This window comes from Pseudomonas sp. 313 (assembly GCF_000316965.1).
Classification (GTDB): Bacteria; Pseudomonadota; Gammaproteobacteria; order Pseudomonadales; family Pseudomonadaceae; genus Chryseomonas; species Chryseomonas benzopyrenica.
The window spans coordinates 168,188-187,827 of sequence record NZ_ANBZ01000061.1; the positions used below are offsets into that span (position 1 = coordinate 168,188).

Here is a 19,640-nt window from a genome sequence, read left to right on the forward strand (position 1 = left end):
CGCTTGTACGACCACAAGAGCTAGGATGCCATGCCACCGTTCACCCCTCCGCTCCCTTCTCTTTCCCCCTAGCGGCTGCACTGCCTCCGCTTGCCTCGTCCTGCTGCACCGTCAGGGAATTCCCATGGAAAGATTCGTCGCTCTGGATAGCTTTCGCGGTCTATTGGCCGTCGCCGTTGTCCTCTTCCACACCTATGTCGCTCAGGCTGCCTCGGAAAATCCGCTGATAGCCAATGCCTACCTGTTCGTCGAATTCTTCTTCGTGCTGAGCGGCTTCGTGCTGATGCACACCTACGAAAATCGGCTGCGCACCCTGGACGACTATCGCGACTTCGCCATCAGTCGCTCGGCGCGGATCCTGCCACTGCACCTGGCCATGCTGGGCCTCTATGTGCTGCTGGAGAGCGGTCGCCTGTTGGCGGAAAAACTGGGGATCGGCTTCAACGATCCGGCCTTCAGCGGCGCCACCGCGCCCGAACAATTCCTGCCCAATCTGCTGCTGCTGCAATCCTGGCTGGGCGAGGCCATCACCGGCTCCTTCAACTACCCCTCCTGGAGCATCAGCATCGAGTACTACCTCTATCTGGTATTCGGCCTGCTGGTACTCAAGGGCCAGGGTCATCAGCGCCAGTGGTTCCTGGCGATCGCCCTGCTGGCCTTCGTGCAGCTGCTGTTTCCCATCCTGCCGCTGAAGACCGAGATCTTCCGTGGCCTGTCGTGCTTTTTCGCCGGCGCCTGCACCTATCGCCTCTATGTCTGGATCAAGCAGCACAATCAGGGGCAATTCGGTGGCACCCTGCTGGAGCTGGCGTGCCTGATCGCGGGTGTCGCGGTGATGACCTCGGATCTGCCGGTGCCCAAAAAGGGCGTGCTGGCGACCCTGGTGTTCTGCGTCACCATCCTCACCTTCGCCTTCGAGCGCGGCCTGGTCTCCAGCGTGCTGCACCAGGGGTTCTTCGTCCGCCTGGGCGTACTGTCCTACTCGATCTACCTCTGCCACGCCGCGGTGATCTTCGTGTTCAAGAGCGCCTTCATCGTGCTGGGCAAGCTGCTGCACCATGATCTCACGGTGGTGGCGCCCTCCCATGATGTGCCGGTGCCCTTCATGATCCGCTACATCGCCACCGGCAGCCCCGTGCTGGACAACCTGGTGGTACTGCTGGAACTGGGAGTGGTCTTCGCCTTCGCCTGCCTGACCCACAGATACATCGAGATCCCGGGCATGGCCCTGGGCAAGCGCCTGGTCCGCCGCAAACGCACCCCACCCTGCTGCGACGGCACCATCCAGCCGCAGCGCTGAGCGGAGCCCTGGCAGCCCCACCGCCCCAAGTCGGTGAGGCTGCGCTCTGCTATACTCCGCCCCCTCTTTTTTCTTCCCGCCCAGGTTCATCCATGACCACCCAGGCCGCCGAAGTCGCCAAGCGCCGTACCTTCGCCATCATTTCCCACCCCGACGCGGGCAAGACCACCATCACCGAAAAGCTGCTGCTGATGGGTCAGGCCATCGCCGTCGCGGGTACGGTGAAGTCGCGCAAATCCGATCGCCATGCGACCTCCGACTGGATGGAGATGGAAAAGCAGCGCGGCATCTCCATCACCACCTCGGTGATGCAATTCCCCTACCGCGAGCACATGATCAACCTACTCGACACCCCCGGCCACGAAGACTTCTCCGAAGACACCTACCGCACCCTGACCGCGGTGGATTCGGCGCTGATGGTGCTCGACGGCGGCAAGGGCGTCGAACCTCGCACCATCGCCCTGATGGACGTCTGCCGCCTGCGCGACACCCCCATCGTCAGCTTCATCAACAAGCTCGACCGCGACATCCGCGACCCCATCGAACTGCTCGACGAGATCGAGGCGGTGCTCAAGATCAAGGCCGCGCCCATCACCTGGCCGATCGGCAGCTACCGCGACTTCAAGGGCGTCTATCACCTCTCGGACGACCGCATCTACGTCTACACCCCCGGCCATGGTCACGAACGCATCGCCACCAAGACCATCGACAAGCTGGACTCCGATGAAGCCCGCGCTCACCTGGGCGATCTCTACGACCGCTTCGTCGAGGAGCTGGAGCTGGTGCAGGGCGCCTGCCACGAATTCGATGGCGGGGCCTTCCTGCGTGGCGAGATGACCCCGGTGTTCTTTGGTACCGCCCTGGGCAACTTCGGTGTCGACCAGGTGCTCGACGCCGTGGTGGATTGGGCCCCGCGCCCGCTGTCGCGCGCCGCCCACGAGCGGGTGGTGGAGCCGGTAGAAGAGAAGTTCTCCGGCTTCGTGTTCAAGATCCAGGCGAACATGGACCCCAAGCACCGCGACCGCATCGCCTTCATGCGCATCTGCTCGGGCAAGTACGAGAAGGGCATGAAGCTGCGCCACGTGCGCATCAAGAAGGACCTGAAGATTGCCGACGCCCTGACCTTCTTCTCCAGTGAGCGTGAGCACCTGGACGAGGCCTTCGCTGGCGACATCATCGGTCTGCACAACCACGGCACCATCCAGATCGGCGACACCTTCACTGAAGGTGAGCTGCTGGGCTTCACCGGGATCCCGCACTTCGCCCCGGAACTGTTCCGCCGCGTGCGGCTCAAGGATCCGCTGAAATCCAAGCAGCTGCGCCAGGGTCTGCAGGAACTGGCCGAGGAAGGCGCCACCCAGGTGTTCTTCCCCGAGCGCAACAACGACATCGTGCTGGGCGCGGTGGGCGTGCTGCAGTTCGACGTGGTCGCCAGCCGGCTGAAGGAAGAATACAAGGTGGAGTGCGCCTACGAGGCCATCAACGTCTGGTCGGCGCGCTGGATCGAGTGCGATGACAAGAAGAAGCTCGAAGACTTCAAGAACAAGGCCTTCGAGAACCTGGCGGTGGATGGCGGCGGTCACCTCACCTACCTGGCGCCAACCCGGGTCAACCTGGCGCTGATGGAAGAGCGCTGGCCGGAGATCAAATTCCGCGCCACCCGCGAGCACCACTAAGCGCTATCGTCCTGACCGGTGCGCCTGATACCGGTCAGGCGTACCTGCCCTCCCCCTGAACCCGTAGCGCCAGCTCAGCCCTGGTCGGAAGATTCGGCGGCGGCTTCCAGTTCGACCATCGTCAGCTCCAGCTCCGCCCGCTCGGTCCACTGACCGTCCAGTTCGGTGCGTACCGCCACGCCCAGTTCCTTGAAGTCGGCCACCTGCTTGACCAGGTTACCCGGGCCGCCCACCAGTTGGCCGCAGGCCTTGCGATAGGCTTCGCCGGCCTTGTCCAGACTCTTGCCGATGCCGTCCATGCTGCCGAGAAAGGTACGCAGCTTGTCGTAGACCTTGCCCGCGCGCTCGGCCAGCTCGGCGGTATGGCGATTCTGGTCCTCGAAGCGCCAGAGCTGGCGGACGATGTTGAGGCTGGTCAGCAGGGTGGTCGGCGTGGCCACCAGCACGTTCTGCTCGATGGCGCGCTGGAACAGGCTCTCGTCGGCCTTGAGCGCTTCGACGAAGGCCGATTCGATGGGAATGAAGAGAAAGACCATCTCCGGCGAATTCAGCCCCGGCAGGCTGAAGTATTCGCGATCGGCCAGCTCGCGGATGCGGTCGCCCACGGCGCGCACGTGCTCGCCCAGAGCCAGGCGACGCTCGCCTTCGTCCTCACTGTTGACGTAGCGGGTATAGGCATTGAGCGACACCTTGGCGTCCACCACCAGGTGCTTCTTCTGCGGCAGATGGACCAGCACGTCCGGTCGCCGCCGCCCGGTCTCGGTGGTGAAGCTGCGTTCGCGGACGAAGTCGCGACCCTCGCGCAGGCCGGAACGCTCCAGCACATTTTCCAGGATCAGTTCACCCCAGTTGCCCTGGGCCTTCTTCTGGCCGCGCAGGGCGGTGGCCAGGTCATGGGCTTCCTGGGTGATCTGCCGGTTGAGCTCCTTGAGATCGAGCAGTTGCTGGCCGAGGGCCGCCTGCTGCTGGACATCCTTGTGGTGGATGTCCTCGACCTTGGCGCGAAAGCCTTCGATCTGCTCGCGGAACGGCCGCAACAGCGCATCCAGCGATTGCTGGCTGTGCTGGGCGAAGGCCTGGCCCTTGGCGTCGAAGATGCGTCCGGCCAGTTGCTCGAATTCCAGCTTGAGCTGCTCGCGACTCTCGCGCAGCAGCAGCTGCTGCGCCTGGAAGTGCTCTTCCTTCTGCTCCAGGGTGGTCCTGAGCGTCGCATGCTCTTCGGCCAGGCGCGCATGGCGCTCCTGTACCTCGGCGTGCAGCTGTTGCTCGCGGTGCTGGCGTTCGCGCAGTTCGGCGAGCTGCTCCTGGCTACCCTGCAGCTGGGCGCGGGCGGCCTCGGCCAGGGCGTGTTGTTCGGCGGCCTGCAACTGGGCCTGGCGGGTCTGCTGGCGCAACTCGGCTTCCAGCTCGCGATTGGCCTCCAGTTGGCGCTGCAGGGCGGCGGTGCGTTCGCGCTCGGCGCCCAGCTCCACCACCTGGCGACCATTGGCCAGCTCGGCCCGCTGCAGGTCGTCGCGCAGCATGTCGTAGCGCTCGGCGGCGCTGTCGAGTTGCTGTTGCAGATAGCGCTGGCGTCCGGTCAGCCAGACGGCCGAACCCGCCCAGCCGGCCAGCAGCAACAGGGGAAGCACAAGGGAAACGAAAGGCAGGGAAGTCATGGCGCTCTCATCGCGGACGGCTCCCCTCACCTTAGGCAGGCGCAGGAGGAGCGTCCAGCATTTATCTGTACATTTACACAGTGTTTCGCAAATCCAGGTCCAGGCCGCTGACACGGCGGACTCGACGGGCCACGGCCTCGGCAAAGATGCCGCCGCGGGCCTCGATCAGGGTGAAATCATCGCGTGCCCGGGTGATGCCGGTATAGACCAGCTCCTTGGTCAGCACCGGACTGAGCTGCTCGGGCAGCAGCAGCGCCGTGTGGGCGAACTCCGAGCCCTGGGACTTGTGCACGGTCATGGCGAACACCGTCTCCACCGCCGCCAGCCGACTGGGCAGGACGAATCTAAGACCGCCGCTGCCATCGCCACGGGGAAAGGCGACCCGCAGGACCTTGCGCCCGGGCTGGTTGGCGTCCGGCAGGCAGAGGGTGATGCCGATGTCACCGTTCATCAGGCCCAGGCTGTAGTCGTTGCGCGTCACCAGCACCGGGCGGCCCTCGTACCAGCCGTGCTCGCCCGTGAGCAAACCGGCGGTCAACAGGGCGTTGGCGATGCGCAGATTGAGGCCCTCCACGCCCCAGGGGCCCTTGCGCACGGCGCAGAGCAGCTGGAAGTCGTCGAAGGCGGCCAGCACCTGGCCGGCCCAGCGCGTCCAGACCGGATCCTCCAGCACGCTGTCGAGTTGCGGCCGCGTCTCATGCAGGACCTCAAGGTAATGACGATAGCCGCGGGCGCGCCCGCGCCCTTCCAGTACCAGACGCTCCAGGGCGCGATCCTCCGGTCCCTTGAGCAGCACCCGGTGCAGGTCGGCGTAGCCGCCGTCGACCAGCACCTGCTGCGCGCCCATGCCGTCCTGGGCATTGACCCGGCGCGCCAGTTGGCCGATACCGCTGCCGGCGCCGAAGCGGCGCGAGCGCCTGAGCATCACCACCTGCTGGGCCAGGGCGTCACCCTGGTCGTCGCCGACCGCCAGCGCCGCCTGGGCCAGCGACTGGCCACTCACCCCTTCCAGCCAGGCCCGGGTGGCCGGACTGTAGCGTCCGGCTTCGGCATCCCGGCAGAGATCGCCCAGCACCGCGCCCGCCTCCACCGAGGCCAGCTGGTCCTTGTCGCCGAGCAGCACCAGTCGCGCCCGCGGCGGCAGGGCCGCCAGCAGGCTGGCCATCATTTCCAGGTCGATCATCGAGGCTTCGTCCACCACCAGCACGTCCAGCGGCAAGGGATGCCCGCGGTGATGGCGGAAGTGACGGGTATTGGGCCGACTGCCCAGCAGCCGGTGCACCGTGGTCACTCCCGTAGGGATGTGCCGGCGCAGTTCGTCGTCCACCGGCAGGCGACTGACCTGGCCGCCGATGGATTCGGTGAGCCGCGCGGCCGCCTTGCCCGTGGGCGCGGCCAGGCGGATACGCAGGGGCCGACCGGCCGCCACCGCCGGCGCCTGGAGCAGCGCCAGCAGCCGTACCACGGTGGTGGTCTTGCCGGTACCGGGGCCGCCGGTGACGATGCTGAAGGCACCACGCACCGCCAGGGCGCAAGCCAGCTTCTGCCAGTCGGGTTCGCCGCCCGCGTCGGGGTCCGGCGGAAACAGCCGGTCGAGACGCTCGGCGAGATCCGCCGGCAACGGCTCCGGGGTGGCCAGGCGCTGGCGCAGGCTGGCCGCCACCGCACGCTCGTAATTCCAGTAGCGGCGCAGATAGAGGCGCTCACCGCCCAGCACCAGCGGTCGCTCCGGACAGCTGCCGTCGGCATCGACCAGCACGCTGGCCAGCAGCGCCTGCCGCCAGGCCTCCAGGGTATGGCCGTGCAGCAACTGGGACGGCAACAGCGACGCACGCGCCTCGTCGCCCTCGGGCGGCAGCGACAGGGCGGCATCGGGATTGCGCAGGGTGGCGGCGAGATCCAGGCAGACATGGCCATGGCCGAGCTGATGGCTGGCCAGGGCCGCGGCCAGCAGCACCGCCGAGTCGCCCTGGGGCTCGAGTTCACCGAGAAAGCTGGTGAAGGCCCGGTCCACCTGGCGCAGCCAGCCGCGCTGCACCCAGAGCTCCAGCAGGCGAAAGAGGTCATCGCGCTGTTCGAGCGGTGCCAGGGGGCGCTCCTGGGCCAGGGACGCCAGGCGCAGCAGCCGTTCGGTAGCGGGGCTGAAATCAGACATGGGCAATCTCCGCACCGCTGAACAGCAGATCCAGGGTCTCGATCAGGACCTGAGCGGGACGCTCGACGAAGACGCCGTGGCCGGCGGGATCGCAGCCGCGCAGGAAGAGGTAGACGGCGCCGCCGAAGTGGCGCTCGTAGCTGTAGCCGGGCAGCCGCGCCTTGAGCAGCCGGTGCACGGCCAGGCTGTAGAGCACGTACTGCAGGTCGTAACGCTTGGCCAGGACGGCGCCTTCCATGGCCGCGCGGGTATAGGCGCCGGCCTCGGCGCCCAGCCAGTTGGACTTGTAATCCACCACGAAATAGCGCCCCTCGTGCTCGAACACCAGGTCGATGAAGCCCTTGAACAGGCCGTTGAGCTGACCCGGCTCCAGCATCGGTCGCGCCTGGCCGCCATGGGTGCCGCGGCGGACCAGATCGTCAAGCCGCTCCAGATCGACGCCATGGGTGGCGAACCAGAATTCCATCTCCACCTGGTAGCGCGCCAGTTCGCCCAGGCGCTGGCCTCCCCCCGGTAAGGGCAGCGGCAGCTCCAGCAACTGGCGCAGCCAGCCCTGCAGGATGGGAATCCAGTGATTCCAGCCACGCCGCTGGCAACGCCGAGCGATCAGGTCGTCCAGCCGCTCGGGCGCGGCCTGGATGGCGGTGAAGCCCTCCTCGCCGACCCACTCCAGCAGGCTGTGCAGGAAGGTGCCCGGACCGGGGCCGCGGGGAAAGCGATGCAGGTCTTCGCCGGCCGCGGGCTGGCGAGCCTCGTCCGGGGCGAGGCGGTCGTCGTCGAACAGCTTCTGGGCCGCCGGGGTATCCAGATCCAGTTCCAGGTTCAGCTGGCCTTCCTCCCGCGCTTCGCCTAGGCGCGTGCCGATGCGCAGGGCGCTGTAGGAGGCGATCCACCAGTCCTCGCGGGCCGCGCGACGGGCCGTCAGCGCCCTGAGGGTCACCGGAGCCTCGCGGGCTTCGGGCAGCCGGGTCGGATCGGCCTCGGGCAGCGGCAGGATAAGGGTGTCGGATTGCGCGCCGATCAGGGTGGCCAACGCCGTTCCCAGGGCTGCTGAACTGGCCAGGGGCTCGCCGCCCGTAGCCAGATAACCCAGGGCGCTGCGGGCGAAGCCAGACTCCTTGCTGCGGCCACGTTTGAGATCGGCCACCCCGACCCAGCAGGCGTGCCGGGCCCGGGTCAGGGCGACATAGAGCAGCCGCAGGTCTTCAGCCAGGCGTTCGTCGTCGGCGCGGGCCAGCTCCTCGGCGGAGGGTTTGAAGGTACGGCGCACCTGGCCCTGGTCGTCGTGATAGCGCAGTGGCAGGCTGGCGCCCTCCTCGGCGCGATAGGCGCAGGCGAAGGGCAGGAACACCAGCGGATACTCCAGGCCCTTGGACTTGTGCACCGTCACCACCTTGACCAGCTCGGCGTCGCTCTCCAGGCGCAGGATCTGTTCGTCGGCGGCCCCCTGGGCGGCCAACTGCTCGGCCAGGTGGCGGATCAGCGCCTGTTCGCCGTCCAGCTCGCCAGCGGCGCGCTGCAGGAGCTCGGCGAGGTGCAGCAGATTGGTCAGCACCCGCTCGCCGTCGGCGCGGGCCATCAGCCGCTGCGGCAGGCGGAAGTCCTGCAGCAGGCGGCGCAACATGGGCAACACGCCCTGAGTGCGCCAGAGCTGGCGATAGCCACGGAATTGCAGCACCCGCGACTCCCAGGCCTGCTCGTCGTGGTTGAGGGCATCGAGCTCGGCGAGTGGCAGGTCGAGGGTCAGGCTACCCAGGGCTGCGCGCAGCCGGCGATCCACATCGGGCTCGGCACAGGCCTTGAGCCAGTCCAGCAGGCAGCGGGCCTCCTGGGCGGTGAACACCGAATCCTTGTCCGACAGATAGACGCTACGCACCCCACGGCGCACCAGGGCCTGGCGGACCGCCTGGGCCTCGCTGCCGGCGCGCACCAGGATGGCGATATCGGCGGGCCGCAGCGGCACCAGTTCGCCGTCTTCACGGCGAAAGCCAGCCTTGCCCTCGGCGGCCAGGCTCAGCAGCCGGACGATCTCGCTGGCGGTGCTCTCGGCCAGGGCGGCGCGATAGGCGGTACCGGCCAGCGGCTCGTCGCCCGCCAGTTGCCAGAAGGTCAGGGCCGCGCCCGGTACGCCGTCGATTTCCAAGGCTTCGCGCCGGCCCTGGGCGCGGACCGGTTCGAAGGGCACCGGATTGTCCTCGCCCTGGCGGAACAGGAAGGCGGCGCGCGGTGCCGTCATCTCGCCATGCTGGAATACCTGGTTGACCGCCGCGACCATGGCGGCGGTGGAGCGGAAGTTGGTGTCCAGCGAATGCAGGTGGCCGGCATTGGCGCGGCGGGCCTGCAGATAGGTATGGATATCGGCGCCGCGGAAGGCATAGATGGCCTGCTTGGGATCGCCGATCAGGAACAGCCCGGTGCCCTCTCCTGCGCCGTAGACGGTGCTGAAGATGCGGTACTGCACCGGATCGGTGTCCTGGAATTCGTCGATCAGCGCCACCGGAAACTGCTCGCGGATCAGCGCCGCCAGTCGTGCGCCAGCGCCATCGGCCTGCAGTGCCCGATCCAGACGGGTGAGGATGTCGTCGAAGCCCAGCTCGGCGCGGCGCAGCTTCTCGCGCTCGAATTTCTGCTGCACCCAGGCCGCGGCGTGTTCCAGCAGGGGCACCTCGGGACTGGGCAGCTCGGCCAGTTGCCCGGGCAGCCGCGCCATGGCCGCCAGGGCCGGATGATCCGGCGGACTGGCCTTGGTCCAGGCCTCGGCGAAGCCATCCTCGGTCAGCCGGGTGAAGCCGGTGCCGATATCGAGGTCTTCACTGGCGGGGTTGTCCGCCCAGGCGACCAGCTTGTCGCACCAGGGCCCGAAGAACCGCTTCTGCAATTTGCGACCATCGACCACCTTGGCGTCGCAGCCGGCCTGGCAGAGATCGCGCAACTCTTCCGCCCACCTGCTCCAGGGCGCCTTGAGCCGCGCCAACCGCTCTCGGCGTTCGGCCAGGGCGGTAGCCAGCAAGGCGGCAGGCTCCCCCTGGGGCGCGCCCAAGGCCTCGCTCAACAACGGGCGGAGGCGCACGGCCAGGGCGCGGGGTTCGCCCCAGTGCTCGATCACCCAGTCCAGCGCCTCGCCCTCCAGCGGATAGCAGAAGCGCCGCCAGTAGTCGCGCACCACCTGGGCGAGCAATTCGCTCTGGTCCTGCTCCAGGTTCTGCACGAAGAGGCTGCCGCTGTCGAAGGCGTGCTCGCGCAGCATGCGTTGGCACCAGCTGTGGATGGTGGAGACGGCCGCCTCGTCCATCCACTGGGCGGCGATGTCCAGGCGCCGGGCGCAATCGGCCCAGGCCTCGGCGGGAAAGTCCTCGCGCAATTCGGCAAGCAAGGGATCGGGCGCCACGATCTCGTCACGGAAGAAGCGCGCCGCCTCGGCCAGGCGATGGCGAATGCGGTCGCGCAATTCCTGGGTGGCGGCCTCGGTAAAGGTCACCACCAGGATCTGCGGCGGCAACAGGTCGCGGCCGAAAGCCGTCTCGGACGTACCGTGGCCCAGCACCAGACGCACATAGAGCGCGGAGATGGTGAAGGTCTTGCCGGTGCCGGCACTGGCTTCGATGAGCTGATTGCCCTGCAGCGGAAAGCGCAGGGCGAGGGGACGCTGGCTCATGCCTGTCCCTCCCCACCAACCACCTGCCAGCCGGCGGTATGCACCGGCGCATAGAGGGTCTGGCACCAGCCGTCGAATTCCTCGTCGGCCAGCAGCGCGGCGAAATCCGGATACTGCCGACGCAGCGCCGGATGGGTCGCCGCCTCGCCCTGATAGGCCTGCTCGGCCGCGGCCAGGGCTTTGTCCGGCTCATTGGCCAGCCAGGCGAAGGCGGTGCGCGGCGCCACCGGCAGCGGACGCCGCTGGCCCAGTGCCCAGGCGTCCAGCAATTCATCCAGCTGCCGCCGGGCCAACTCGGCGTCCAGCGGCGCCAGCAGCAGGGTCAGATCGGTCGCCACCACCGCGGTGGTCAATTTCAGGCCACCCGCCGCAGCGACCAGATGCTGCACCCAGGGCCGTAGCAATCGGTGCCATTTGCGGGTACGGGTGCTGCCCAGGCCATTGGCCTGAGCGGTCAGGGCCAGCAGCCCCTCAGGACCGCGGCGCAGGCGTTCGAGATTAGCCACCAATTGCAGCTCTTTGTGTTCGAGATCCAGGGTCACGGCCTCTTCCAGGGGTTCGGGCCAGCGCAGCGTCAGGGCCTCGACCTGGGCGACCACGGCAGGCAGAGGCTCGCGCAAGGCCCGCCCGGCCCGCTCGCCAAAACCCGCCAGCGGCAAGCGACCACTGCCGCGCAGGCGCTCCGCGGCGGCCATGAGCGCCTGGTCGGCCTCGGCAGGCTCAGCCAGTGCCGCCGCCAGCAGGTCTTCGCCCAACTGGTAGCGGGTCAGGGCATCCAGACCGAAGGGCTCTTCGTCTTCCGCCGGCGCATCGGGCGCCGCGAAATGCACCTTGAGTCGATTGGCGAAGAACAGATCCACCGGTCCGCGCAGAAAGCGGGCGAGATCATCGAGGCCCAGGGGCTCTTCGGGTACCAGCAGCGGCAGCAGGGCATCCTCATTGCGCGTGGTGCGGTCATGCACGCCCAGCCATTCAGCGGCAAAGCTGAAATACCCACGTTCGCCGCGGAAGTAACGGGCGCTGAAGGGTTGCAGCGGATGCTCCTGGGTCAGGGCCGCCAGGAGGCGCTCCGGCTCCTCTTCATGCCCCGCCAGCCGCCAACCGGCCTGGAGATGGTCACGCAACTGGGCGACCAGCACCGACGGCGGGCGCTCGCTATTGTCGCGGATGCTGCGCCCCACCCAGCTGACATAGAACTGATCGCGTGCCGAGAGCAGCGCCTCCAGCAGCAGATAGCGATCATCCTCGCGCCGCGAGCGGTCACCGGGGCGATAGTCCTGGGCCATGAGGTCGAAATCCAGCGGCGACTGGATGCGCGGATAGGCGCCATCGTGCATGCCCAGCAGACAGACCACCCGGAAGGGAATGGCGCGCATGGGCATCAGGGTGCAGAAATTGACCGCCCCGGCGAGAAAGCGCTGGGCCAGGCCCCCGCTGTCCAGTCCGGCCAGCCAGGCCTCGCGGACCACGGTGAGCGGCAGCTCTTCGTCCAGGACGACGTCCTCGCACAGCTCCAGCCAACGCTCGCGCAGATTTTCCAGCTGCTCCAGCAGGTATTCGTCATGCTCATCCTGGGCGCTGAAGAACAGCGCCAGCAGCGCCTGCAGGCGGGCGCCCCACTCCGATGGCCGGGCCGGCTGGGCGAGCGCCGCCTGGGCCGCATCCAGCGCATCGAGCAGATCCACCAGCGGCCCGACCAGCGCCGCGTCCAGGCCGCCCACCTCGTCGAAGGGCTCGATATCGCCCAGGGCGGCGCCACTGCCCACGGCGTAGCCCAGCAGCATGCGCCTCAGGCCGAAGCGCCAGGTGTTCTGGGTCAGGCCTTCGGGCAGGTCGAGGCGACTGCGTTGCTCGGCATCCAGCCCCCAGCGCACGCCGGCGCCCTCCAGCCAGAGGTGCAGGGTCGGCAGATCGCCCTCACGCAGGCCGAAGCGAGCACGCACCGCCGGCACGTCCAGCAGGTCGAGGATCTCGCTCAGGGCGAAGCGGCTGTCGGGCAGCTGCAGCAGATGCTCCAGGGCGATCAGCAACGGCTGGAAGCCGCGCTGGTGCTGGTCGGCCAGGCTGAAGGGGATGAAGCGCGGATCCTGGCGGTCAAGCTGACCGAACACCGCACGGATGTGCGGCGCATAGGCATCGATGTCCGGCACCATGACGATGACGTCGCGCGGCCTCAGGCTGCCATCGCTGTTGAAGCGCGCCAGCAGCTGATCGTGGAGGATCTCCACCTCACGCTGCGGACTATGAGCCACATGGAAACGCATGGACCTGTCCCGCGCCGGAGCTACTGCCGGCCAGCGTTCACGGGTCTCGGTCAGCGGACGCAATTCGAGGATATCGTCCTGCAACTGGCCGAGCAGATGCTGGGGTTCGGTGTCGGCAAAGAGATCGATACGGCCGCCGTTGAGGTCCTCGAACAGCCGACGATAGCCGTCAGGCTCGTCGAATTCGTCCAGCAGGTGGATGTAGTCGCGGCCCTGCTTGCCCCAGCTCGCCAGCAGCGGCTGACCGTGCTGATGCAGCGCCTCGGCATCCAGCGTCTGGGGCATGCCCGGCTTGCGCTGTTGGCGACGATAGTTCTGTCGCAGCAGATCCTGGTCAGCGACGATGTCGGACCAGTGATGGCGACAGGGATTGTGCACGCAGAGCAGCACCTGGCTGAAGCGCGCCAGCGCGGCCAAGGCCTCGAGGGTCTGCGCCGGAATCGCCGACAGGCCAAAGATCACCACCCGCCGCGGCAGACCAGCCGGCGCTTCGGTAGCCGCCCGCATCACCTCCAGAAAGCGCCGGTGCACGCCGGCCCGGCTGCGGGCCAGACCACCATCGCCCACATCGTCCAGCAGCGCCCGCCACAGCTGCGCCTGCCAACGGCAACTTTCCGGCAAGGGACGCCGACCGTCGCGCAGGCTGGCCAGCAGATCGCGACCCGCCGCCCAGTCGTTGAGCCAGTCGGCGCGATAGACTTGGTAGCCGTCATAGAGATCGGCCAGGCGCTCGGCCAGCTGGTATCTCTTGCGCAGATCGCCGTCGTCGTCGAGAAAGCGCCGCAGCGCAGCGAAGTCTGGCTGCAGGAGCAGCGTCGGCAACAGCCGCATCAGGCGCCAGGTCAGGGGCGCACGGTCCAACGGCGAGGATGGCGGGACCTGATCACGGCCCAGCACCTGGCGATAGGTCCGCCAGAGAAAGGCCGCCGGCAACTGCACCTCAAGGGCTGCGGCCACCCCGCAGCCACCCTCGTCGTCCCCGCGCGGATCCTCGGCCAGAGCCAGCTTGAGCCATTGGGCGATGCCATTGCTCTGCACCAGCACCTGTTCGTTTTCCAGTGGCGCCAGGGGATAGCGCCGCATCCAGCCGACCGCCAGGCCGCGCAGCTCTTCGAGCCGGTTGCCGTGTACCACCATGAATCCGGGAGTGAGCGCCTCGGACATCCTACGCCTCGCTGTTCGCTGTCTGCGGCCAGGGTAAGGATCACCCGCGCCGGATACCAGTCCGCAATGTGCTGACCAACGCATGACGCAGCGCACAGCCGCTCCCGTCTCCCCGCCTGAGAAGAGGTTCCAGCCGGTAGACTCGGCCTCTATCGGCCGCTGGCCATCGACAGGATGTTTTCATGCGTTTCCTCGTTGCCCTTCCCCTGCTCCTGGGCGCTACCCTCGCCCATGCCGATAACGGCGAACCCGTCGACTGCGCCAGTCTGCAGGCCCAGTTGCCACTGCCGCTGCTCCAGCAGACCTCCGGCCTGCCCCTGGCCTATGCCCGGCAGATCGCCGGCGGCTGCGCCTTCACCGATCGCGACACCGGCCAGCCGGCCAACTATCTGCTGGGCCTGTCGGCGGGCTACGAGAACGGTGGCAGGGCGCTGCCCAAGCTGCGGCGACAGGTGCAATCGCTCAGCGAGCAACTGGAGTGCAAGGCCATCGACGGCCTCGGCGAAGGCGCCAGTGCCTGCAGCAAGCCCTTGCTGGGCACCCAGGTGTTCTTTATCAAGCGCGACCGCATCCATACGGTGACGGCGTCGAGTCCGCTGGAATACGAGAAACCCGAACTGGCGGCCAAGCTGCGCCAGGCGGCCCTGGCCACCGCCCAGGCGTGGACGCAACGGCTATAGAGGAAGGCGCGTCCTAAGCTTGTCTGAAAAGTCGCCGAGCGAAGGTCAGGCAAGGCAAAAATTTGTGAGGAAGCGGAGTTTACGAGTGGTAAATGAGCATTCCGAACGAATTTTTAACGCCGCATGACCGAGCGCAGGCACGTTTCAAACAAAGCTTAGTGGCCGCGCCGATTAAGGTCTTCCGAATAGAGATCGTCTTCCAGCTCATTGCCCGGGATGGCATGTTCTTCCGCCGCCCAGGCCCCCAGGTCGATCAGTTTGCAGCGGTCGGAACAGAAGGGCCGATTGGCGCTCTTCTCGCTCCATTCCACGGGTGCGCCACAGGTGGGGCAGTCCACGGTGAGAGTGCTCATGCTTGGCCTCCGTCAAGGGTCAGATAAAAGGAATGCAGCCGCTCCACTTCGGTGTGGAGCATGGCGAGATCGCCGTCGTTGCAGATGACGTCATCCGCCTTGGCCAGGCGCTCGGCCCGCGGCAGCTGGGCCGCCAGGATGGCTCGTACCTGAGCCTCGTCCACCCCGTCACGGCGCATGGCTCGCTCAAGCTGGAGCGCTTCCGGCGCGTCTATCACCAGCCCGCGGCGGACCAGTGCCCGTTGCCCGGATTCGAACAGCAGCGGCGACACCAGGATGGCATAGGGCGACGCGGCCCGGGCCAGGGCCGCCAGGATCTCCTGGCGAATCAGGGGATGCAGCAGGGCTTCGAGCCAGCGCCGCTCGGCCGGATCGGCAAAGATCGCCGCCCGTAGCGCCGCCCGGTTCAGGCTGCCGTCCGGCTGCAAGACAGCCGGCGAAAAATGCCTGGCGATCTCGGCCAGCGCCGGTCGTCCCGGCTCGACCACCCAACGAGCGGCCTGGTCGGCGTCGACACAGGTGATGCCCAACTGGGCGAAATGTTCGGCAGCGGCGCTCTTGCCACTGCCGATGCCCCCGGTCAGGCCGAGGGTCCAGGCAGAAGTCATCGGAATCCGGCGAAATTCAGGTACAGGCCGGTTATTTGATCACCCCAGAGCAAGGCAATCCACCCCGCCACGGCCAGATAGGGACCGAAGGGCAAGGGCGTACTGGTTTTCGCCCGCCGCAGCCGCAGAGTGATGACACCCAGGATGGCGCCCACCAGCGACGACAGCAGGATGGTGAGCGGCAGTATCTGCCAGCCACCCCAGGCACCTAGTAGCGCCAGCAGCTTGAAGTCGCCATAACCCATGCCCTCCTTGCCAGTCACCAGGCGAAACAGCTGGAACACCAGCCAGAGACTCAGATAGCCCACCACCGCCCCCCAGACGGCATCGCTGAGGGTGGTGAACAGCCCGAACTGATTGACGATCAACCCCAGCCACAACAGCGGCAAGACGATCACATCCGGCAACAGCTGATGATCGGCATCGATCAGACTGGCCGCCAGCAGCCCCCAGGTCAGCAGCAGAAAGGCTCCACCCTGCCAGGTCACGCCCAGATGCCAGATGACCCAAGCCGACAGCAGTCCACAGGCCAACTCCACCAGCGGATAGCGCAGGCTGATGGAAGCCTGACAACCCTTGCAACGACCGCGCAGGAGTAGATAACTCACCACCGGCACGTTTTCCCAGGGCCGCACGGCCCGCTGGCAATGGGGGCAACGCGAGGCAGGCCGCGCCAGATTGAAAGCAGGCCCCACGGGCTCAGCCGGCAGCTCCAGCACCTCACGCGCCTCTGCCTGCCAATCCCGCTTCAGCATCACCGGCAGGCGATAGACCACCACATTGAGAAAGCTGCCTACCAGCAGCCCCAGGATCAGCGCGCAGAGCGCCGCGGCCAAAGGCGCGCTGGCCAACAATTCCAACAGCGCCATCAGACCACCGAGCCGAGCTGGAAGATGGGCAGGTACATGGCAATGATCAGACCACCGACCAAGACCCCGAGGACCGCCATGATCATCGGCTCCATCAGGGTAGTCAGGTTATCGACCATGTTGTCGACCTCGTCTTCATAGAAGGTCGCCACCTTGGACAGCATCTCGTCCAGCGATCCCGACTCCTCACCAATCGCCGTCATCTGGATGGCCATGGACGAGAACACTCCGGTCGTACGCATGGAAAAATTCAACTGCATACCGGTGGAAACATCGCCCTTGATCTTCTCCACGGCATTGCGGAATACCACGTTGCCGGTCGCACCAGCCACTGAGTCCAGGGCATCCACCAGCGGCACACCTGCCGCGAAGGTAGTAGCCAGGGTACGGGCATAACGAGCGATGGCCGACTTATAGAGAATGGAGCCGATCAACGGGATCTTCAGCAATCCACGGTCAACCGCGTCGCGGAATTTTTCCGATTTCTTGTAGAAGTGGCGAAGGACGAAAGCGAGCACGAACAACCCACCAAGGACCAGTAACCACCACTCTTGAAGAATCTCTGAGAGTCCAATGACCATCAGAGTAAACGCAGGTAGTTGAGCACCGAAGCCTTCGAATACCGATTGAAACTGAGGTACTACCTTGATCAGGAGTACAGCTGAAACAATAATGGCGACTACTACTACTGCCGCCGGATAGGTCATGGCCTTCTTGATCTTCTTCTTCAGCGCCTCGGTCTTTTCCTTGTAGGTTGCTACCCGATCCAGCAGGGTTTCAAGGGCACCCGATTGCTCACCGGCATCCACCAGATTGCAATAGAGATCGTCGAAATACTGCGGCTGCTTGCGCAGAGAATTGGCCAGGCTATTACCCGCGGCGACATCCTGTTTGATGTCATCCACCATCTTGCGCATGTTGGGATTGTCGAAGCCTTCGCCAATGATGTCGAAGGCCTGCAGCAGGGGCACACCGGCGCTCATCATGGTCGCCAACTGCCGGGTGAACAGGGCGATGTCCATGGGCTTGATCTTCTTGCCCTTGCCGAACAGCGACACCGACTTCTTGCGCACCCGGGTCGGATTGATCCCCTGCTTGCGCAACTGCGCCTTGATCAGCGCAGGATTCAAGCCCGTCATCTCGCCCTTCACCTTGGTCCCTTTGCGATCGGTCCCCTCCCAGGTGAAGCTGCCCATCTTGATAGCTTTATCGGCCATGGCCTCGACTCGTCAAAGGCTCGGCCCGCCGTGGCGAGCCCGTCAAAAGAATGCTCTTTTCAGAGCCGGTTGCCGCTTTAAAGGCAAGCATCGCGCCAAACAGCGACAGTCGCCACGCCCGACATATCCGAGGCTTGCAGCGAGGATCGACCAACGCTCGGATAAAGTCCCCTCTCCCTCAGGGAGAGGGTTAGGGTGAGGGAAAACCGCTAGTCCTTAGTCACCCGATTGATCTCTTCCAGACTGGTAATCCCCTGCATCGCCTTCACCAGTCCCGATCGCCGCAGATCATTGAAGCCCTCCTTGCGCATCCGCGCCGCGATCTCGATGGAGTTGCCCTCCTCCATGATCATCTGCTGCAGCACTGGCGTGACCTTCACCACCTCGTAGATTCCCACTCGCCCGCGATACCCCGCATTGCAGTCTTCGCAACCGATGGGCTGGTAAAGGGTGAAACTGCCGACCTCCTCCTCGCGAAAGCCTTCGGCCAATAACGCCTCACGCGGCACCTCATGGACTCTCTTGCACTTGTTGCACAGCTTGCGCGCAAGTCGCTGAGCGATGATCAGATTGACCGAGGTTGCCAGGTTGAAGGCGGGCACCCCCATGTTCCGCAGACGCGTCAAGGTTTCCGCCGCGCTGTTGGTGTGCAGGGTCGACATCACCATGTGACCGGTCTGGGCTGCCTTGATGGCGATCTCCGCCGTTTCCAGATCCCGAATCTCACCGACCATGATTACGTCGGGATCCTGACGCAGGAAGGCCCGCAGCGCCTGGGAGAAGTCGAGTCCTTGACGGGGATTGACGTTGACCTGGTTGATGCCTTCCAGGTTGATTTCCACCGGATCCTCGGCAGTGGAAATATTGATGTCTTCGGTATTGAGGATATTGAGACCGGTATAGAGGGAGACCGTCTTGCCCGAACCGGTCGGCCCGGTCACCAGGATCATTCCCTGTGGCTGCTTGAGCGCCTGCAGGTAGAGCTCCTTCTGCACATCCTCGTAGCCCAGGGCATCGATCCCCATCTGGGCACTGGAGGAATCCAGAATCCGCATCACAATCTTCTCGCCCCAAAGGGTGGGCAAGGTGTTGACGCGGAAGTCAATGGACTTGGTCTTGGATACCTTCAGCTTGACCCGCCCATCCTGGGGTTTACGGCGTTCGGAGATGTCCATATTGGACATTACCTTAAGTCGCGCCGAAATTCGCGATACCAGCTGCACTGGCGGTCGGGCGGCCTCGTGCAGGACACCGTCGGTGCGGAAACGCACCCGGTACATCTTTTCGTAGGGCTCGAAATGCAGGTCGGACGAACCCTTCTTGATGGCATCGAGCAGCATCTTGTTGACGAACTTCACCACTGGCGCGTCGTCGGCATCAGTACCCGCAACGGCTTCCTGAGGCCGCTCGCCACTCTCAGTCTCCAGATCAAGGTCGATATCGCCCAGATCCAGTCCACCCGTACCGCCATCGAGATACTTTTCGATGGCCTGGTGCAGCTTGTCATCCTCGACCAGCACCACCTCGACGGCGAGCTTGCTGCCAAAGGACACATCATTGATAGCCTGCTGGTTGGTCGGATCGGAAAGCGCGATGAAAAGCTTGTTGCCTCTTTTACTCAAAGGCAGGAAGTGATGCTGCTGCATTAATTTCTCGTTAACGATGTCCTTAGGCAACTGCTCCTTATCGACAGCCGCGAGATCGAGGAAGGGTACGCCGAATTCCTGGGCAGCCAATTCTGCCAGCGGCCTGCTCTGCACCAGCCGCTGCTGAACGAGATAGGTCACCAGCGGAACCTTCGCCTGCTTGGCCTTGACCACAGCCTGCTGGGCCGCCGCCTCCGCGAGCAATTGCGCATCTACTAATTGCCGCGCCAGTCCCGACAGCATCACGGTCTCGTTCATCATCATTCCTGCCCTTGGCTACAGATGGCGTTATAGCACCCCCTAGACTGCCCGCAAAATGGCGCCAGACAGCTGACATTTTTTGTCACGAGCTGCCCATTTGTTGACGCTTATCGCGAAAAAAACGTGCTGCAGTC

The 19,640-nt window shown here is 65.6% G+C and carries 12 protein-coding genes; 3 read left to right on the plus strand and 9 right to left on the minus strand.

The window, feature by feature from the left end:
* The first annotated feature begins 124 nt into the window (after window positions 1–124).
* Together C722_RS0112440 and C722_RS0112445 are read left to right on the plus strand one after the other, a co-directional pair.
* Window positions 125–1,300, plus strand: coding sequence for an acyltransferase (locus C722_RS0112440; RefSeq protein ID WP_017640812.1), 1,176 nt, complete (start codon window positions 125–127; stop codon window positions 1,298–1,300).
* Window positions 1,301–1,392: 92 nt separating this feature from the next.
* On the plus strand, window positions 1,393–2,976 hold the full coding sequence (locus C722_RS0112445) for a peptide chain release factor 3 (protein ID WP_017640813.1): 1,584 nt from the start codon (window positions 1,393–1,395) through the stop codon (window positions 2,974–2,976).
* A 74-nt stretch (window positions 2,977–3,050) separates the two neighbouring features.
* Here the strand turns inward: C722_RS0112445 and rmuC are convergent, their stop codons facing one another.
* The 4 genes from rmuC to recC all read right to left on the minus strand — a co-directional run bounded on the left by rmuC (window position 3,051) and on the right by recC (window position 13,872).
* Window positions 3,051–4,634, minus strand: coding sequence for a DNA recombination protein RmuC (gene rmuC / locus C722_RS0112450; RefSeq protein WP_017640814.1), 1,584 nt, complete (start codon window positions 4,632–4,634; stop codon window positions 3,051–3,053).
* Between the two features lie 73 nt (window positions 4,635–4,707).
* Window positions 4,708–6,789, minus strand: a complete 2,082-nt coding sequence (recD, locus tag C722_RS0112455; protein ID WP_017640815.1) for an exodeoxyribonuclease V subunit alpha — start codon at window positions 6,787–6,789, stop codon at window positions 4,708–4,710.
* Window positions 6,782–10,444: an exodeoxyribonuclease V subunit beta gene (recB, locus tag C722_RS0112460; RefSeq protein WP_017640816.1), complete on the minus strand. Its 3,663-nt coding sequence runs from the start codon at window positions 10,442–10,444 to the stop codon at window positions 6,782–6,784. Before recB ends, recD begins: the two co-directional genes overlap by 8 nt.
* Window positions 10,441–13,872, minus strand: coding sequence for an exodeoxyribonuclease V subunit gamma (gene recC / locus C722_RS0112465; protein ID WP_026083814.1), 3,432 nt, complete (start codon window positions 13,870–13,872; stop codon window positions 10,441–10,443). Before recC ends, recB begins: the two co-directional genes overlap by 4 nt.
* 182 nt (window positions 13,873–14,054) lie before the next feature.
* On the opposite strand from recC, the gene C722_RS0112470 reads away from it, so the two are divergent.
* Window positions 14,055–14,552 (plus strand): hypothetical protein, encoded by a 498-nt coding sequence (locus C722_RS0112470; protein WP_017640818.1) that lies wholly within the window; start codon window positions 14,055–14,057, stop codon window positions 14,550–14,552.
* 155 nt (window positions 14,553–14,707) lie between these two features.
* Here C722_RS0112470 and yacG read toward each other — a convergent pair whose 3' ends face one another.
* The 5 genes from yacG to pilB all read right to left on the minus strand — a co-directional run bounded on the left by yacG (window position 14,708) and on the right by pilB (window position 19,503).
* Window positions 14,708–14,905, minus strand: coding sequence for a DNA gyrase inhibitor YacG (yacG, locus tag C722_RS0112475; protein ID WP_007160931.1), 198 nt, complete (start codon window positions 14,903–14,905; stop codon window positions 14,708–14,710).
* Window positions 14,902–15,513, minus strand: a complete 612-nt coding sequence (coaE, locus tag C722_RS0112480) for a dephospho-CoA kinase (RefSeq protein ID WP_017640819.1) — start codon at window positions 15,511–15,513, stop codon at window positions 14,902–14,904. Before coaE ends, yacG begins: the two co-directional genes overlap by 4 nt.
* Window positions 15,510–16,382 (minus strand): A24 family peptidase, encoded by an 873-nt coding sequence (locus C722_RS0112485; RefSeq protein ID WP_017640820.1) that lies wholly within the window; start codon window positions 16,380–16,382, stop codon window positions 15,510–15,512. Before C722_RS0112485 ends, coaE begins: the two co-directional genes overlap by 4 nt.
* Window positions 16,382–17,599: a type II secretion system F family protein gene (locus C722_RS0112490; protein WP_017640821.1), complete on the minus strand. Its 1,218-nt coding sequence runs from the start codon at window positions 17,597–17,599 to the stop codon at window positions 16,382–16,384. Before C722_RS0112490 ends, C722_RS0112485 begins: the two co-directional genes overlap by 1 nt.
* A 209-nt stretch (window positions 17,600–17,808) precedes the next feature.
* A complete protein-coding gene (pilB, locus tag C722_RS0112495; protein WP_017640822.1) occupies window positions 17,809–19,503 on the minus strand; it encodes a type IV-A pilus assembly ATPase PilB in 1,695 nt (564 codons plus the stop codon).
* Window positions 19,504–19,640 lie beyond the last annotated feature (137 nt).

What these genes read in the sequence shown, in the direction of transcription:
- C722_RS0112440 (WP_017640812.1), top strand. Translation starts at nt 125, where the DNA reads ATGGAAAGATTCGTCGCTCTGGATAGCTTTCGCGGTCTATTGGCCGTC.
- C722_RS0112445 (WP_017640813.1), top strand. Translation starts at nt 1,393, where the DNA reads ATGACCACCCAGGCCGCCGAAGTCGCCAAGCGCCGTACCTTCGCCATC.
- rmuC (WP_017640814.1), bottom strand. Translation starts at nt 4,634, where the DNA reads ATGACTTCCCTGCCTTTCGTTTCCCTTGTGCTTCCCCTGTTGCTGCTG.
- recD (WP_017640815.1), bottom strand. Translation starts at nt 6,789, where the DNA reads ATGTCTGATTTCAGCCCCGCTACCGAACGGCTGCTGCGCCTGGCGTCC.
- recB (WP_017640816.1), bottom strand. Translation starts at nt 10,444, where the DNA reads ATGAGCCAGCGTCCCCTCGCCCTGCGCTTTCCGCTGCAGGGCAATCAG.
- recC (WP_026083814.1), bottom strand. Translation starts at nt 13,872, where the DNA reads ATGTCCGAGGCGCTCACTCCCGGATTCATGGTGGTACACGGCAACCGG.
- C722_RS0112470 (WP_017640818.1), top strand. Translation starts at nt 14,055, where the DNA reads ATGCGTTTCCTCGTTGCCCTTCCCCTGCTCCTGGGCGCTACCCTCGCC.
- yacG (WP_007160931.1), bottom strand. Translation starts at nt 14,905, where the DNA reads ATGAGCACTCTCACCGTGGACTGCCCCACCTGTGGCGCACCCGTGGAA.
- coaE (WP_017640819.1), bottom strand. Translation starts at nt 15,513, where the DNA reads ATGACTTCTGCCTGGACCCTCGGCCTGACCGGGGGCATCGGCAGTGGC.
- C722_RS0112485 (WP_017640820.1), bottom strand. Translation starts at nt 16,382, where the DNA reads ATGGCGCTGTTGGAATTGTTGGCCAGCGCGCCTTTGGCCGCGGCGCTC.
- C722_RS0112490 (WP_017640821.1), bottom strand. Translation starts at nt 17,599, where the DNA reads ATGGCCGATAAAGCTATCAAGATGGGCAGCTTCACCTGGGAGGGGACC.
- pilB (WP_017640822.1), bottom strand. Translation starts at nt 19,503, where the DNA reads ATGAACGAGACCGTGATGCTGTCGGGACTGGCGCGGCAATTAGTAGAT.